General features: G+C 71.4%; 15 protein-coding genes and 1 pseudogene. 6 read left to right on the top strand and 10 right to left on the bottom strand.

From position 1 onward, the window contains the following. The first annotated feature begins 5 nt into the window (after window positions 1–5). Window positions 6–635, top strand: coding sequence for a transglycosylase SLT domain-containing protein (locus ACLJQZ_RS26165; RefSeq protein ID WP_410622508.1), 630 nt, complete (start codon window positions 6–8; stop codon window positions 633–635). 1 nt (window position 636) lies between these two features. Here ACLJQZ_RS26165 and ACLJQZ_RS26160 read toward each other — a convergent pair whose 3' ends face one another. Further along, a complete protein-coding gene (locus ACLJQZ_RS26160; RefSeq protein WP_410622507.1) occupies window positions 637–1,323 on the bottom strand; it encodes a phosphatase PAP2 family protein in 687 nt (228 codons plus the stop codon). Between the two features lie 138 nt (window positions 1,324–1,461). On the opposite strand from ACLJQZ_RS26160, the gene ACLJQZ_RS26155 reads away from it, so the two are divergent. Then, the gene (locus ACLJQZ_RS26155) at window positions 1,462–1,704 is read left to right on the top strand and encodes a hypothetical protein (RefSeq protein WP_410622506.1); all 243 of its coding nucleotides are present in this window, start codon (window positions 1,462–1,464) and stop codon (window positions 1,702–1,704) included. On the opposite strand, the pseudogene ACLJQZ_RS26150 reads toward ACLJQZ_RS26155, so the two are convergent. From ACLJQZ_RS26150 to ACLJQZ_RS26110, 9 genes and pseudogenes are all read right to left on the bottom strand, one after another. Then, window positions 1,674–1,772: pseudogene (locus tag ACLJQZ_RS26150) on the bottom strand (DNA-binding response regulator); the annotation flags it as partial. The gene ACLJQZ_RS26155 and the pseudogene ACLJQZ_RS26150 sit on opposite strands and share 31 nt — an antisense overlap. Window positions 1,773–2,133: 361 nt before the next feature. Continuing rightward, window positions 2,134–4,152 (bottom strand): glycosyltransferase family 4 protein, encoded by a 2,019-nt coding sequence (locus ACLJQZ_RS26145; RefSeq protein ID WP_410622505.1) that lies wholly within the window; start codon window positions 4,150–4,152, stop codon window positions 2,134–2,136. Then, window positions 4,149–4,772: a DUF998 domain-containing protein gene (locus ACLJQZ_RS26140; protein ID WP_410622504.1), complete on the bottom strand. Its 624-nt coding sequence runs from the start codon at window positions 4,770–4,772 to the stop codon at window positions 4,149–4,151. Before ACLJQZ_RS26140 ends, ACLJQZ_RS26145 begins: the two co-directional genes overlap by 4 nt. A gap of 56 nt (window positions 4,773–4,828) precedes the next feature. Continuing rightward, window positions 4,829–6,223, bottom strand: coding sequence for an ATP-binding protein (locus tag ACLJQZ_RS26135; RefSeq protein ID WP_410622503.1), 1,395 nt, complete (start codon window positions 6,221–6,223; stop codon window positions 4,829–4,831). After that, entirely contained in the window at window positions 6,220–6,918 is a 699-nt protein-coding gene (locus ACLJQZ_RS26130) for a response regulator transcription factor (protein WP_410622502.1), read from the bottom strand. Before ACLJQZ_RS26130 ends, ACLJQZ_RS26135 begins: the two co-directional genes overlap by 4 nt. A 141-nt stretch (window positions 6,919–7,059) precedes the next feature. After that, entirely contained in the window at window positions 7,060–7,536 is a 477-nt protein-coding gene (locus ACLJQZ_RS26125; RefSeq protein ID WP_410622501.1) for a hypothetical protein, read from the bottom strand. Beyond that, complete coding sequence (locus tag ACLJQZ_RS26120) at window positions 7,533–7,955, bottom strand: YkvA family protein (RefSeq protein ID WP_410622500.1); 423 nt, start codon at window positions 7,953–7,955, stop codon at window positions 7,533–7,535. Before ACLJQZ_RS26120 ends, ACLJQZ_RS26125 begins: the two co-directional genes overlap by 4 nt. Then, complete coding sequence (locus ACLJQZ_RS26115) at window positions 7,952–8,473, bottom strand: Chromate resistance protein ChrB (protein ID WP_410622499.1); 522 nt, start codon at window positions 8,471–8,473, stop codon at window positions 7,952–7,954. The genes ACLJQZ_RS26120 and ACLJQZ_RS26115 overlap by 4 nt, the downstream gene beginning before the upstream one ends. A 72-nt stretch (window positions 8,474–8,545) precedes the next feature. Further along, entirely contained in the window at window positions 8,546–9,580 is a 1,035-nt protein-coding gene (locus ACLJQZ_RS26110) for a cation diffusion facilitator family transporter (RefSeq protein WP_410622498.1), read from the bottom strand. A gap of 126 nt (window positions 9,581–9,706) precedes the next feature. Between ACLJQZ_RS26110 and ACLJQZ_RS26105 the strand changes: the two genes are divergently transcribed. From ACLJQZ_RS26105 to ACLJQZ_RS26090, 4 genes are all read left to right on the top strand, one after another. Further along, complete coding sequence (locus ACLJQZ_RS26105; protein WP_410622497.1) at window positions 9,707–10,090, top strand: ArsR/SmtB family transcription factor; 384 nt, start codon at window positions 9,707–9,709, stop codon at window positions 10,088–10,090. Between the two features lie 409 nt (window positions 10,091–10,499). After that, window positions 10,500–12,281, top strand: coding sequence for an exo-alpha-sialidase (locus tag ACLJQZ_RS26100; protein WP_410622496.1), 1,782 nt, complete (start codon window positions 10,500–10,502; stop codon window positions 12,279–12,281). 20 nt (window positions 12,282–12,301) lie between these two features. After that, complete coding sequence (locus ACLJQZ_RS26095) at window positions 12,302–12,682, top strand: hypothetical protein (protein WP_410622495.1); 381 nt, start codon at window positions 12,302–12,304, stop codon at window positions 12,680–12,682. An 811-nt stretch (window positions 12,683–13,493) separates the two neighbouring features. Then, a complete protein-coding gene (locus tag ACLJQZ_RS26090) occupies window positions 13,494–15,566 on the top strand; it encodes a hypothetical protein (RefSeq protein WP_410622494.1) in 2,073 nt (690 codons plus the stop codon). Window positions 15,567–15,730 lie beyond the last annotated feature (164 nt).

Here is a 15,730-nt window from a genome sequence, read left to right as displayed (position 1 = left end):
GACTCATGCGGCCGTACCGTGTGCTCGCGGCTGTATGTGCGCTGGCGCTGGCCGGCTGCGCCCCGCCAGTGGAGACCCGTGCGCCGACGACGTCGGCCACTCCGGTGGCGCCCGTCACGAGCACATCGGCCCAGGACACCGCGGTGAACCCCGATCCGGCGAAGTTCGCGCCGCAGGTCATCGCGCGCGCCCGCGAAGCCGGCGTCGATCCGCAGCTGGTGCTGGCCATCCTCTACAACGAGAACTACAAGCCGCACGATCCGCAGCTCGAGCGCGCCTGGCAGAACCTCAAGCCGGACGCCGCGTTCGGGGTGGCGAACATGCACCGCGCGACGTACGAGCAGACCCGCCGCGGCCGGCCGTTCGCCGGCCGCGACTGGCAGGAACTGCCCGACGACCCGGACCTCGCCATCCAAGCCGAAGCCTGGTACCTGCACGACCTGGCCGCCCAGCTGCCCGCGAAACACAGCGGCCAGTACACGACCGACGAACTGCTGGCCCTGGGCTACAACGCCGGACCGGGCGCCATGAAAGCGTTCGCGCGCGGCACCAAGCCCGGCGCGCAGGTGCAGACCTATCTGACGGACCTGCGCGCCAACTGGGCGAAGGCGGGCGCGGCGGTGGGAAAGCCCTGAATCAGGCCCGATGACGTGTCTCACGCTCGTCGAGGCGTTGAAGGACGAGCGCGCCGGACAGCCAGGTCGTGACGAACGCCAAGCTGCCCAGGACATCGGTGGGCCAGTGGACGCCGAGGTAGACGCGGGTCCAGGCGATCAGCAGGGCGTACGCCGCGGCGATCGGCCACACCACCCGCGCCGTGACGCGGCCGGTGAACCGGCGTACGACGAGCCAGGCGATCAGGCCCGCGGCCAGGGCGCCGTCGGAGGTGTGCCCCGACGGGAAGGACAGTCCGCCGGCCTGGACGACCCAATCCGCCGCGGGCGGACGTGGCCGCGCGATCAGTTCGGAAATCCCGAAGCGGCACAGCACGGCGAACAACATCACGGCGAGGACGAGACCGGCGCGGACGAGCCGGACGCGCACACTTCCCCGGCTGAGCGCGGCGGCGACCACGAACACCAGCGGCGCGGTGAACGCCGAGGACGCCGTCGACGTGATGACCGCGGCCACCGACGCGAGTTGCGACGTCCGGTGCGACACCAGCCACGAGTGGACGTCGAGATCGAACCCTCTCGCCCACGGCAGCGCATCACTCGCCGACGCCAGCAGCGCCAGGAAAACCGCCGCCGCGAGGGCTGCGACCAGGAGCGGTCCTCGGGCAGCGAGGCCGGCGTCTCGCTCGGTCGACGACGAGGAGGCCACGAACCCACGCTAGGGAGGCCTCGGCCAGCAGCCGGTTCGCTGCGGGTTAAGCCGCGTTTACCTTGGCCTTGCCGGTTGAGCAAAGACGGCGCCCGGCGGAGGATGGCGGCCGTGAGGACGCTGCGGACCGTTGCTCTGGTGGCCTGGCCCATCAGCTGGTACCTCGTGTGGAAAGAGATCTTCCACTGGCGGCACATGACGAAGACCTTGCGGTTCCGGGCGCCCGACCCGCCGGCGGGGGTGACCGTGACCCCGCGGCCGGGCGTTCCCGTGCGTTGTCTCCGCGCGGTCGCCGTGGTGTCGCCGGTCGTGTGCGTCCTCGGGTTCGCCGGCGACGCGTGGCGCCGCGGTCAGGCCGGTCGCACCAGGCCGACGTCGTAGGCCGGCACCACGGCCTGGACGCGGTCGCGGAGTTCGAGCTTGTCGAGGATGCGCCCGACGTGGGTTTCACCGTCGCTGCGGGCAGGACCAGTATCCAGGTCCCGCAGCACTGCGTCGCTTCGGCCGGCCAAGTGCAGCGGTTCACCCGGCTGAAGGTCGGCTTCAGGCTCGATGAACAAGGTGCTGCCCCGGGTGAAGGAGATGTCGATCGTGGCGGCTTCCGGCCTCGCAGCCTCCGTGGTGCCTGGTCCGTCGCCGGGCCGCTTGACGACGGGGGCGCCGTAACCCGCCTGGCACGCCATGAACGCCTTGCCGCGCGTGGCCGAACCGAGTTCTCCGGTGGCACAGCGGCCTGGCCACCGCACTGTCACACGGAGCGGGCAAGTGCTCGGCAACCGGACTTGGCCGAACGCTTACCCTCCGCTCCCGTCACGCGCTCTGCGCCACCGCAGGCTCGTTCGTCACCGCCTGCTCGGGCAGACCGAGCAGAATCCGGTACTGGCCCTCGAAAGCGTCCAAAGCGCCGTCGAGGTCGTGGCCGGCGACGATGGCCCGGGAGGCCTCGCTCATCCGCGCGCGGGCCGCGGGGTCAGCGGCCAGGTCGGCGAGCCACCGGGAGATCGTCGTGATCGCGCCGGGTTCGAACAGGTAGCCGTTCTCGCCGTGGTGGACCAGGTGCGGCAGGGCGAGCGCGTCGGCCGCGACGACGGGCAGGCCGGCGGCCATCGCTTCCATCGTGGCCAGGCTCTGCAGCTCGGCCGTGCCGGGCATGCAGAAGACGTCGGCCGCGGCGTAGCGGCGGACCAGCTCGGCGTCGGAGACGAAGCCGTGGAACGTCACGCGGTCCGCGATGTCCAGTTCCGCGGCGAGGGTTTCGAGTTCTCGCCGGCGGGTGCCGTCACCGACGAGGTCCGCGCGCACGTGCGGCAGCGGGGCGAGGGCGTGCAGCAGCTGGTCGAGGTTCTTCTCGGCGTCCAGGCGCCCGACGAACAGCACCGACATCGGCCCGTCGGCGGGGCGGACGGCCGGTGCGGCGTAGTGGGCGAGGTCGATCCCGCAGGAGACGACCTGGACCGGGCGGTCGAGGCCGATCCCGGCGAGGACCTCGGCGGCCCGTGGGGTGGGGGTGGTCACGATGCGCGCGTCGCGGTAGACGCGCACCAGGTCCCGCCAGGCCCAGCGGGCGATCGAGTCCTTGACCCGCTGCGGGAACGGCGTGTAGCCGAGCAGGTTGTCGGGCATGAAGTGGTTCGTGGCCATGCCGGGCAGCTCGCGTCCGGCCGCCGCTTCCAGCAGTGCGCGGCCGACGCCGAAGTGGGCTTGGACGTGGACGACGTCGGGGCGCAGCCGGTCCAGCAACGGCCCGACCTCCTCGCGGGCACCGCCCGGCGTGCAGAACCGGTACTCGCCGTGGAAGGGGATGGCCCGGGACCGGACCCGGTGGACGGTGTAGCCGTCACGTTCTTCGGTGTGCGAGGGACCGTCGGCGGACGGGCACACGACATGGACGTCGTGACCCCGCCGCGCGAGGCCCCGGGCCAGCCGCTCGGCGAAGAACGACGCGCCGTTGACGTTGGGCGGGAAGGTGTCGGCGCCGATCAGGACGCGCAGGCCGGACGAGGGCACGGGGATCTCCTTGACTGGTGGCGGGTTCTGCGGAAGGGCACCGGCGAGCACACGCACACCGGCGAGAGCGAGAAGAGCGGCGGCAGCCGCGAGGACCGCGGTGGTCGCGGTGAGCTGCGGGGCCTCGCCGTAGGCCAGGGCGGCTACGGCGACGGCGGTCAGCGGGTCGAGCACGGTCGTGGTCCCGACGACGACGGCGGTGGGACCGGCGGCGTAGGCGCGGTGCAGCACCACCCCGCCGGCCCCCAGCAGGAGCACCGCTTGCGCACCGAGCAGGAGGGCCGCCGCGAGCGGCTGGGTGACGGCGGCGTGCACGACCGCCGAGCCCAGTCCGAACAGGACGGCCGCGGCCCCGGCCAGTACGGCGCAGCTCGCCCGGGCGAACCAGACGACCGAAACCACCACGAACCCGGCCACCGCGACCGGCTCGGCCGTACCCCAGCCGATCACCGTGTCCGTGGTGGCCGCCGCCGCGAGCGCCACAAAACCGGCGACACCGAGCAGGACCAGAGCCACGGCGCCGAAGACCCGGCGGTCGCGGGCCCGGCGCGCGAAGACGACCGTGAGGACGAGGCTGAAGACGCCCAGCGGCTGGACGACCGGAAGCGGAGCGAGGGACAGGGCGACGACGTGCAGCAAGCTCCCGCCGGTCGCCAGCGACGTCCCGGCCCACCACCCGCGCGAGCGCAGCAGCCGGGCCAGGGTGCGCAGCCGGGGCGTGCCCTCGACCGCCAGGCCGGCGACCTCGTGGTGCTGCCGGGTGGCCGCCGCGGCGAAGAGGACCGCGGCGAGCAGGGCGCAGACGACGGCGAGGGCGGTCATCGGACGGCCCGCCGCAGCGCGGTCGCCATGGTGGCGATGATCAGGAACTCGGCCAGGAGCGCGACGCGTTCGAGCAGGCCGGCCGGGAGCCAGCCGACGAGCTGCGCCAGCCCGAACGCCGCCGCGGTGACGACGCCCGCGAGCGCGCCGCGACGGAGGGTGGCCGCGGCGGCGAGCCAGCGGGTGTCGGTCCGCAGCCGCGCGCCCAGCGTCCACGCGGCCAGCGGGAGGCTGGCGAACAGCACGGCGCCGCCGGCGCGGTGGATCTCCCCGGACGCCGTCGGGTCGGCGGCGCTGAGGTTGCTGCGGAACACCAGGACCACGAGGAGCCCGGCCGTCCACAGCAGGAACAGGGTGCTCGCGAGCGGTGTCCGGGGTAGCGCGGCGAGGTGGGCGGCGACCGCCAGCGCCGCGGCGGCCGCGAGCAGGAGCACGACGGCCACCGCGAACAGGAGCCGGCCGCCGCGGTGCCAGGCGTAGTCGCTGACCGGGTCACGCCAGGGACTCACGTTGCCGGCGAAGCCGAGGGTCAGCCCGGCCAAGATGGCCTGGGCGCCGGCGGCCATCACCAGCGTCAGGGTCGCCAGCGGAGTGGGCGAGAGCGCGGACCGTGGAGTCACTCCTCAGACGGTGCTGCCCGTCCATGAGAGTTCGATGAAGATCACGCGCGGTTTCCTTAAGAAGCGGCCGGCGGCACCGCCAGGTCGAACCGGGCGCCCCCCGTGTCCGCCCGGCCGGCCTCGGCACGACCGCCGTGCTGCGCCAGCACCTGCTCGACGATGGCCAGCCCCAGCCCCGAACCGGGCAACGCGCGAGCGGCGTCGGCCCGGTAGAACCGCTCGAACACGTGCGGCAGATCGGCGTCGGCGATCCCCGGTCCTTCGTCGTCGACGCGGATCCGCACCGCGTCCGGCGTCACCGACATCGTCACCTGCACGCTTCCGCCGGGTGGCGACCACTTCGCGGCGTTCTCCAGCACGTTCAGCACCGCGCGCTCCAGCGCCGCCGGCCGGGCGAGCACCTCGGCGCCGGCCAGTTCGGCGGTGAACGACACCTTCGGCCACCGCGACCGGGCGCGTTCGAGTGCGGAGCCGACGACGTCGGCCAGCGCGACCCGCTCGGCTGCTTCGCTGGGCCGTTCCCCGGTGGAGAGGTCGACGAGCTCGCCGATGAGCGCGGTCAGTTCGACGGCCTGGGTGTCGAGGTCGGCCAGCAGCCGTGACCGGTCGTCGGCCGACAGCTGCCGCTGCGGGTTGGCCTCGGCGTGGATGAGCAGCTCGATGTTGTTGCGCAGGCTCGTCAGCGGGGTGCGCAGTTCGTGGCCGGCGTCCTCGACCAGCCGCCGTTGCTCGTCGCGGGATCGGCTCAACGCGCCCAGCATCGCGTTGAACGCCGTGGCCAGCCGGCCGATCTCCCCGGCCGCGGTGACCTCGATGGCCGCGGACAGCTCCTGGGTGCGGGCGACGTCCTCGGCCGCCGCCGTCAGGTCGTCGACCGGGCGCAGCGCCGACCGGGCGATCACCCGGCCCACCAGCGTCGCTCCGACGATCCCGGCCAGCGAGACGACGATGAGCCACAAGCCCAAGTGGCCCAAGGTGTCCTCGACGTCCTCGGAGTCCTGGGCGACTTCGACCGTCCCGCCGTCGGAGCGCTGGGCCGTCCACACCCGGTACCGGTCGCCGTCGATGCGGCGGACGTCGGAGGTGCGGCTGCCCTCGCCCGGGGCCGTCGGCGCGCCCGGCGCCCGGGGCGGGATGACCGGCTTGGCGCCCGCCGTGCCGATCACCGCGCCGGCTGGGGACAGGAACTGCACGGTCAGCCCACCGTCGTGGCCGGGCCCTTGGCGGTTTCCGGTGGACCTGAGGGTGGCCAGCGCGTCGGCCGGGGACGCGGTCTTCGCCGCCAGCTGGGCGTAGGACTGCAGCCGGGCGTCGAACTGGTCGTAGAGATCCGCCCGGGTGATGCTCCAGGAGATCGCCGACACTAGCACGACGGCGACCGCCACCGCCGCCGCCACGAGCACCCCGAGGCGGGCCCGCAGCGACAGCGTCTTCCAGCGGACCCGCTTCACAGGGGCTCTTCGCGCAGTACGTAGCCAACGCCGCGCACCGTGTGCAGCAGCCGGGGTTCGCCCTCGGCTTCGAGCTTGCGCCGCAGGTAGCTGACGTAGACGTCGAGGCCGTTGGACGCGGTGCCGAAGTCGTAGCCCCACACGTGCTCGAACATCGCGGTGCGGGTCAGCACGATCCGGGGGTGCCGCAGGAAGGTCTCGAGCATCGCGAACTCGGTCCGGGTCAGGTGCACCGGCCGGTCGCCGCGGAACACCTCGCGCGTCGCCGGGTCCAGGGTCACGTCCGTGAACCGCAACGCCGTCGAGGACGGGACCGTGGCCGGCGGGGTGTTGTACTCGGTGCGGCGCAGCAGGGCCCGGACGCGGGCCAGCAGCTCCTGCAGCGCGAACGGCTTGACGAGGTAGTCGTCGGCCCCGGCGTCGAGGCCGGCGACCCGGTCGGTGACCGCGGTGCGGGCGGTCAGCATGAGGATCGGCACAGGGTTGCCTTCGGCCCGCAGTACCCGGCAGGTTTCGAGGCCGCCGAGCAGTGGCATGGTGACGTCGAGCAGCACCCCGTCGGGTGCCTCGCCGCGGATCAGCTCGAGCCCGGCGACGCCGTCTCCGGCGACGGAGACGGCGTAGCCCTCGAACCGCAGCGTCCGGGACAGCGAGTCCTGCACGGCAGCTTCGTCGTCGACGATCACCAGGTGCACCCGCGTGTCCCTTCAACCTGCTCGATGACCCACCGTGACTGTAGTCGAGGTCCGGACGGGGCCGCCCAACTCTCATCGAACATTAACGTTCGACCGCGATCGGGGTCGTATTCCGCGGTTGACCTCGCTGGAAAGGGAAATTCACCGAGGCGAAAGAGAAACGACATGAGCGAAAGCGTGCTCGGCGCGACCCTGCCCACCGACTCGGCGGCGGCCGATCGTTGCCGCGGCCGGCCGGAATCCGGCCGCGGATCTCGCGGTCCGGCTCGGCCGCACCCCCGAACCGACGCCCAGCCGCCGACGGCTGCTGCTCGCCGTCACTGTCCTCATCGGACTCTTCGTCACGGCCGCGCTGGTCGCCGGCGCGGTGCACGGCTTCACGGGCGACGCGTTCGAGCGGGGCGAGCGGGGCGTGGGCGAGGAGAAGCCCGCCGGCGACCGCGAGCCGTTGCTGGTGAGCTGGGTCAGGGTGAGCACCGGGACCGCGACGCGCAGTCCGAACAGGACGGTGAAGACCGGCAGCAGCAGGACACCACCGCCGAACCCGGCCACGGCCGAGAGCAGGGCGAGCGCGAAGGCCGCGGCGGAGGCGAGCGGCACGGTCAGGACCGTGCTCATCGGCCGGAGTCGTGCAGGCCGGTGAGGCGGATGAGGGCGGCGAAGCCGTCGTCGGTGCCGGGCCAGTGGGCGCGCACCGCGTCGATTCCGGCGCGGTGGATGACGCTGCGCAGCACGGCGGTGGTGATGATCGCGTCGTCGGCGTAGCCGAGGACGAGGATGAAGTCGGGGATCAGATCGATCGGCACGGCCAGGTAGGCCAGCAGCAGCCCCAGCCGGACCCGGACGCCTCTGGGCAGCGTCCGATCGGTGGCCAGGCGGCGCAGCAGGCGCACCACGTCCGGCAGCAGGCGGAGTGCCTCGGTCAGCAGTCCGCCGCGGGGCCGGGCGATCGCCAGCACGAGGACCAGGGCGATCCAGGACAGCAGCAGCGCGGCTGCGACGGTGATGAGCAGGTCCCACCAGAACGACCCGGTCACGGCTCTTGCCCTGCCCGCGGCCGCGGCATGTCTGCGGCGGTGAGGTCCGGTGCTTCGGCGCGCAGGGCGGCTTCCTCGAAGGCGGCCAGATCCGCGGCGGCGGCCTCGACGGCCTCGCGGGCGGCCTGGCCGGCGGGTGCGGCGAAGTAGTCGCGGGCGGCGATCTTGGCCAGCCAGCCGCGGAAGCGCTGCAGGTCGGCCTCGGACTCTTCGACCTCGGCGTAGGTGGCGTTGCCGCGAGCGCGTTCGTCGGCCAGCTCGGTCGACAGCTCCGGCAGCCGGTCGAGGACCTCGGCGTACTCGGCGTCACGCGCGGTGTTGAGCTCGGCGATCACGGCCTGCTCCTGGGCCGGGTCGGTGAAGGTCATCGACAGGACCCGAGCGGTTCCGCCCTGGTGGCGGACCCGGTCTTCCAGCCGTCGGACATCGCGCACCACCTGCGGTCGCGCGAGCAGCAGGCACACCGACTGCTGCAGGTAGAGGGCCCCGAGGGAACGCAGCTTGCGCCAAACCCGCACCCGTAGCGTCCCGGCCGCGCCCGCAGTCGACCTTCTTCACGGAAAGCGCGGTGGGACGAGACCGAGACGGGTCTACGTGTGCTGGTGCGCGAGAGCGTGGTGTTCGGCGGCCGTGTCGCCGCCGGGGTGGGCGTGGATGAGTGCCTGGGTCAGCCGGGGCAGGGCGTCGATGAGCCGGTGTTCCGCGTCGTGGGCGATGGCGTGCGCCTGCAGCAGGGTCAGAGCCGGATCGACGTCGAGTTCGGACTCGGCGACGAGGGTGTGCCCGACCCAGCGCAGCCGGACCGTATCGACCCCTCGCACCCCGGGGGTGGCGGCGAGGGTCTTTTCGGCGGTGTCGACCAGCTTCGGGTCGACCGCGTCGAGCATCCGGGAGAACACCTCCTTCGCCGCGCCGTAGAGCACCGACAGGATCGCCACGGTGATCAGCAGGCCGACGATCGGGTCCGCCCAGCGCCAGCCGAGCCAGGATCCGCCGGCGGCCAGCAGCACCGCGAGACTGGTGAACCCGTCGGTGCGAGCGTGCAGCCCGTCGGCGACCAGTGCGGCCGAGCCGATCTGCCGGCCGACGGTGACGCGGTAGCGGGCGACGACCTCGTTGCCGACGAACCCGATCAGTCCGGCGCCGGCGACCCAGCCGATCTCGGTCATGTCGCGGGGGTTGAGCAGCCGGTCGATCGCCGTCCACGCCGCGAGCACCGCGGAGGCGAACATGACCAGCAGGATCACCAGTCCCGCGAGATCTTCGCTGCGGCCCAGGCCGTAGGTGAAGCGACGGGTAGCCGCCCGACGTCCGAGCAGGAACGCGACGGCCAGCGGGACGGCGGTCAGGGCGTCGGCGAAGTTGTGCAGCGTGTCGCCCAGCAGTGCCACCGATCCGCTGATCGCGACCACCACGAGCTGCGCGACAGCGGTGATCATCAGGCCCGCGAAGGAGATCCACAGCACTCGCATGCCCCGCGCGCTGGCCTCGAGGGTGGAGTCAACGATGTCCGCGCTGTCGTGACTGTGCGGTGTTACTGCATGCTTGACCTGGCTCCAGAGCGAGGCCACCGGTCCCTGGTGGCCGTGTCCGTGTCCGTGCCCGTGGTCGTGCTGGTCCCGCATGACGTGATCCACCCTGTGCTCGCGTGACGTAACGCAGTCTCCGACGGCCTGCGCGCCCACTCTAACAGCGTATCTGCGCATACATGCAGCTACGCAGTCAGTCGAGTAGCCGGTACGGTGGCCGGTATGCACGCAGACCTGCCGCAGTTCGACATGCCCGCCGACGAACAGGTCGACCTCGCGGCCGAGTCGTTCCGGATGCTCGCCGACCCCACCCGCATCAAGGTGCTGTGGGCCTTGCTCCAAGGCGAATCCTCCGTGGCGTGCCTGGCCGAGCTCGCCGGAGCCGCACCGACCGCGGTCAGTCAGCACCTGGCGAAGCTGAGGCTGGCCGGATTGGTCACAGGTCGCCGCGAAGGCACTTTCGTGTACTACTCCGCCGCGAACGACCACGTGCGGAGCCTGCTCTCGCAGGCGTTGTTCCACGCCGACCACGTAGATCGTGACATCCCGGCCGACTCCGTCGCACAGCACGCTCATCGGCCATTGCCGGCAGGCGGCACGCGATGACCGCGAGCCGCGACCTTGACGTTCGGGGATCTCGTTTTGGCTGCCCTTATAAGTGAGGGTGGAGGGCGACCTCCGTGAGCGGATCTCTGTCGCGGCGCAGCTCAAGACTTCGCGTCCGGCCGGCAATATCGTCGCTTGACAGCGACGTGCTACGAGCGGCCCTCGCTCGGCGGCGGACAGTGGATCGTCGCGGCCGACGACACCGCTTGGCTGCCCAGTGGCAGGTGGACTACGCGTCAGCGTCCGACCGGTCCCAACGCGGTCGCCGACTACGCCGATCCCGCGCAGACGAACCGGGCGGACGTCCGTTTCAGGTGGTTCCGAACTTCCGTCGCTTGACCGGGCTCGGGCGCGCGTCAAGCCTGGTGCGGCCGGCGAATCCGTCAGCTCCGCGGGAAGGGATCTTCCGATGTCCTTGGGTGTTTCCGCCACCAAACGAAGAATCTTCGCCACGCTCACCGCGCTCGTCGTGCCTCTCGCTGTCGTCTTGGCGCCGGCCGCCCACGCCGCGACCGCGAACGCGCCACTGCCGGCGGATCCGCAGTCGAGTCGGCACAAGGTCGCCGCCGCGGCGGCCGAGCCGCGTCACGACGTTCCGAATCCGCTGCTCAAGGAGCGGTTCGCCGAGGAGGAAGAGGAGGACAGCGACGATCCCGCGTTGTCCGCGCTCTGCCAGACCTACCTCGGGCATCCGAACCCGTACCGGCCGCTCGCGCCCAACACCGACGTCATCACCGGCGACACCATCGTGCCGACCGGCAGCCAGACCGGCTGCAGCACCGCCCAGAACGAGACGACCATCGCCGTCAACCCGGAGAACCCGCGCAACATCGTGGCGGGGTCGAACGACTACCGGCTCTATAACACCCGCGAGGCCCGCAACGACTCCGGCGGCTTCGCCTACACCTCCTTCGACGGCGGCCGGACCTGGGCGAACGTCCGGCTGCCGCACCTGGACTTCCCGACCGGGGCAGCCGCGCCACTGTCCTACATGGACGCCGCGGGCGACCCGGCCATCGCTTTCGGCCCGCACAACACCGTCTACTACGCGACGCTCGTGTTCAGCCGGGCCGCGGTGCCCGACGACCAGCAGTCCGCCAGCGGCATCGCCGTGTCGGTGTCCCACGACGGCGGGCGCAGCTTCGGCGACCCGGCGATCCTCGAGCTGGACGGCGTGACCCCGGCCGGCGCGCCCACGCCGACGTCGATCTTCAACGACAAGGAATGGATCGCCGCGGATCCCCGTACCGGCGACGTCTACGTGACCTGGACCCAGTTCACCTACGACGCCGGTGGCGAGTTCGTCGAATCGCCGATCGTGGTGTCGAAGTCGCGCGACTTCGGCCGGACCTGGTCGCCGAAGCAGCGGGTCTCGCCGTCGCTGACCGGTTTCCCCGGCGGGATCACCCCGTTCGGCAGCGGCTCGAACCCGGTCGTCACCCGGGACGGGACGCTCCAGATCGCCTACGAGACGTCGGTGTGCGCCACCGCCGCCTGTGACCGGCCGGCCGACCACGACGCGGTCGTCGTGGCGACCTCGCGGGACGGCGGCCGAACCTTCCGGCATGCCGAGGTGGCTCTCGACTTCGACTTCCCGGTCGACGAAGACGTCGCCAACAACGCGCTGACCGGCGAGAACTTCCGGATCAACAGCTTCCCGCAGCTGGCCTACGACCGCGTCACCGACCGGCTCTGGGTCACGTGGGCCGACGACCGCAACGGCACCTACCGCGACGGCGAGTCGGTGAAGACGAACGGCGACGCGTTCTTGAGCGGCTCCGACGGGCGGCACGGCTGGTCCAAGCCGGTGAAGGTCGGGACGGGCGCCGACGAGGTGTTCCCCGCGGTTGCCGCGCTGGCCGGACGTGTCGCGGTCACCTTCTACACTCGTGCCTACGACCCGCACGGCATCGGGCTCGACTACGCCTACGCCACCGGCTGGGGTGACCGCGTGGACTCGGCACCGATCCGGCGGATCACGACGCAGACGGCGAATCCCCAGGTCCAGTTCGTCTCGACCGGCGCGGTGACCGGCAAGGAACTGCAGGGAGTGTTCATCGGCGACTACACCGCGGCGGCGATCGGTGCCGACTTCCGGCTGCACCCGTGCTGGACCGACTTCCGCGGGAATCCGGGCACGACCACACCGAACCAGGATGTCGGGACGCAGACTCTGGCGATGTTCCCGTAGCGACGGAGCCGTGCCGGCTGTTGCTTCAGAGCAACAGCCGGCACGGGCCGCTGATCCGGCGGTCACGCCGCTCGTGCGACCCTGAACTGCCGTACGCGCAGGAGTGGTTCACGAGAACCCCGGCCGGCGGCCCCGGCAGCACCCTGGGTTACGACCGGGCCGGACGGCTGACCAGCTTCACCGGCACCGGCGGCACGACCAGCTACCTCTACGGCCCGGACGGGCTGCCGATCGAGCGGACCGGGCCGGCCGGCCGCTTCTGGTTCGTCCACGACAACGTCGGATCGACCGTCGCGTCGACGAACGCGACGGCGAGGTACATCTACAACGCCTACGGCACGCCCACACGCACCGCGGTACGGCTTCGACGCCCTGCAGTACTTAGTGCTGTGTCCAGATAGGTTGGCCGGGTTGGTCAGGCGACTGAGGTGAGGTGTTGCCCGCCCCAGCGGACGCCCCTATCCCTGCGGACTCGTGCGCGTTCACGACGTTGTGCGGTGAGGACGTCGGGGTGAGGTGGTTCGATCCGGCGATGACGGCGGGGGTGGGCAGAGCGGCTCCGTCCCGCGGTCCCAGCGGCTGGCCCGCTCGTCCGGCCCAAGCGGCAGCAACCTCCCAGCAGGTCCGGGATTTGATCTCCGTGCTTGCTCTCTCAAGCGGGTCGACGGCTGGCTGAGTTTGCCGCTGCGTGATCCGCGGAGACGTCGCCGTGTCCCTTCGCCTCGCCCGCACTGGTCCGATCGGGTAGAGCCGTTACCGCGGGGTCAACCCCACTGCCTGGTCGCGCGTGCCCTGCCGGTCGGCCCTGCTGCTCGTCGTTCAGAGCTCTACGCCGCCAACGCAAGGGGGACGGCCGGAAAACAGGCGGCGATCCAGGGATAGCGGTCGCCGCGGTAGCAGGAATCTGTGATCGGCGTCCGATCGCGGCCAGTGAGTGTGTTCTCGGCGGACCGGCCGCCACGTTCTCGCGGTAAACGAAATTCGAGAGGGAGAAAAAAGGTGAGATCAAGACTCCGATCCGCGGTCATGGCTTTCACGGCCGTGGCGGCCGTGCTTGTGGTGCCGCAGGTTGCGCACGCCGATTCCGCGGGTAAGGGCGGTGATTACGTCCCGCTTTCCAGCGCACGGGTCGTGCTCGACACTCGCACTGGGACGGGTGGTGTCACGGGGGCGCGTGGTGCGAACAGCACAACGTCGGTCCCGGCGCTGGGGGTGAGCGGTATCCCGTCGGCGGGGGTCAGCGGGCTGGTCCTGCGGGTTCTGGTAGTCACGCCGAGCGCGGCCGGTTACGTCACCGTCTTCCCGGACGGCGTCGCCCGGCCGAACCTCTCCACCGTCGACTTCAACGCGTCGCAGACGATCTCGAACTTCGCCGTCGTCCAGCCCGGAGCCGACGGCAAACTGGCCGTGTACAACCAGGCCGGGACGACGCAGGTCCGGATCGAGGTGCAGGGGTATTTCACCAGCGCGCCGAGCGGGACGAACGGCGGTGAGGTGCCGATGACGCAGGTCCGGGCGATCGACACCCTCAACGGCGTGGGTACGACGAAGGCCAAGATCCCCTCGGGCGGGACCCTGACGGTCAGCCTGCTCGCCGGCGGAGTGCCCGCGACCGCCTCGGCCGTCTCGGCGTCCGTCACCGTGCCGACGCCGACGGCGGCGGGGTCCGTCACGATGGTGCCGACCGGGACCTCGAGCAGTGCCGTGACCCTCATCGACTACGAGGACGGCATCAACAACACCTCTGGCGCGACCATCCCGCTCGGTGTCAACGGGGCGGTCACGTTCACCAACCGGGGTCCCGCGCCCGTGGACCTGATCGTCGACACCATGGCGTACTTCAGCAAGTCCGCCACCGACGGCGCCGGCTTCCGGCCGCTCGGCGCGCGGGCGTTCGGCGGGTCGGTGCCCGCCAACAGCACCATCGACGTCGTGGTCAGCGGGACGAACGGAATGCCCACCCGTGGTGTCGCCGGCGCCGCGTTGAGCTTCGGTTACACCGGGCCCAACGCCGGAACACTGCGTGCCTGGCCGGTCGGGGCGCCCGAGCCGGGTATCGCGCTCACCCAGCACGCCGCGGACGGCAGGCACCGGTCTTCGGCCGTCGTCCGTCCCGGTACCGACGGCAAGATCCGGATCCGCAACAACAGCACCTACGCCAGCCAGGTCTACGTGGATGTCGAAGGCTGGTACGCCGACCCGCTGCCCGCGCTTCCGGTGGTGCAGAACAGCCCGGTCAGCATCACCCAGGCGGCGGCGACCGGCGGGCAGGGCGCGGGCACGATCGAGTACGCCTACGTCGACAACATCGGCCGGGTCGTCAGCGGGCACCAGACGCAGCTGGACAACTTCTGCTGCGTGCAGTTCAGCGTGATCTCCGGCAACGAGGCGTTCTCGGGACAGCCGGCTTTGACCGCTCAACCCGGCGGCTTGGTCCAGGTTGCCGCGCAGTACACCGACGGTGACGTCTGGACCAGCACCCAGACCGCACCGGGTGCCGGTACCTGGAAGCCCTTCACGGACATCGGCGGGTCGATGGCCGCGCCCCCGGCGACGGCGCAGCTGAGCACCGGTGTCACCACCGAGTTCGCGATCGGCGCCGACGGACGGCTCTGGACGTACGCGCAGACGGGCGCGGTCCCGTTCTGGCGCGGTGTCGGTGGTACGAACCTCATCGGAACGCCGGTGCCGGCGACGGTCCGCGACGGCGTCCAGGTGTTTGCCCGCACCACGGCGGGCTCGGTGGCGACCGCGACCTACCATTCCGACGGCTCCGTGTCGGCGTGGTCGGATCTGGGTGGTGACGGCTCGGGAGTACCGGCCGTGATCGTCTACCCCGGCTACCGGCTCCGTGTCCTCGCCCGCGCCGCGGACGGTTCGATCGTGACCAAGCTCCAGGACGCGACGGGGACGTTCCCGGCCGCGTGGGAGCCGCTCGGCACCTTCACCGCCGCAGGCAGCCCGTCGGCGCTGGTGGACCCGGTGAGCGGACGGACCATGGTCGTCGCCCGCGGCCAAGACGGGATCGTGTACCTCAGTGTCGAGGACGGCCAGGGGACGGGGCGGTTCCAGGAGTGGACGCCGGCCCAGGACGCCGGGGCGCCGGCGACGGCGACCGACCCGACCCTGGCGGTGGTGAGCAACGGGAGCGGCCAGACGGTGATCTTCGCCTACCGCACCGTCAACGGCACGATGGTGATCGCGACCGGCCGCCCGATCGGCGCCCTGGTGGCGAACTCGCGCCGTTTCACCTCCTCACCCGAGATGGCGCCCACAGTTCGCTGAGGTCGGAAACCCGAGGTGATCGTGGCGCGGTTCATCGGGACTGCGCCACGATCACCAACGGAATTGTCCATCGAAAGCCGTTAAGACTTTTAAGTCCGTTATGAGTGATACGCGTATCACTTACGGCCATTCGAGTGACATTGAGGGCGAGCACTCAACCGGCG

The organism is Amycolatopsis sp. cmx-8-4 (assembly GCF_046548675.1).
In the GTDB taxonomy this organism is placed as follows: domain Bacteria; phylum Actinomycetota; class Actinomycetes; order Mycobacteriales; family Pseudonocardiaceae; genus Amycolatopsis.
The sequence above is the reverse complement of the archived record's forward strand: the minus strand, read 5'-3'. Positions and strand labels throughout refer to the sequence as shown.

What these genes read in the sequence shown, in the direction of transcription:
- ACLJQZ_RS26100 (WP_410622496.1), top strand. Translation starts at nt 10,500, where the DNA reads ATGTCCTTGGGTGTTTCCGCCACCAAACGAAGAATCTTCGCCACGCTC.
- ACLJQZ_RS26145 (WP_410622505.1), bottom strand. Translation starts at nt 4,152, where the DNA reads ATGACCGCCCTCGCCGTCGTCTGCGCCCTGCTCGCCGCGGTCCTCTTC.
- ACLJQZ_RS26105 (WP_410622497.1), top strand. Translation starts at nt 9,707, where the DNA reads ATGCACGCAGACCTGCCGCAGTTCGACATGCCCGCCGACGAACAGGTC.
- ACLJQZ_RS26110 (WP_410622498.1), bottom strand. Translation starts at nt 9,580, where the DNA reads ATGCGGGACCAGCACGACCACGGGCACGGACACGGACACGGCCACCAG.
- ACLJQZ_RS26125 (WP_410622501.1), bottom strand. Translation starts at nt 7,536, where the DNA reads ATGAGCACGGTCCTGACCGTGCCGCTCGCCTCCGCCGCGGCCTTCGCG.
- ACLJQZ_RS26165 (WP_410622508.1), top strand. Translation starts at nt 6, where the DNA reads ATGCGGCCGTACCGTGTGCTCGCGGCTGTATGTGCGCTGGCGCTGGCC.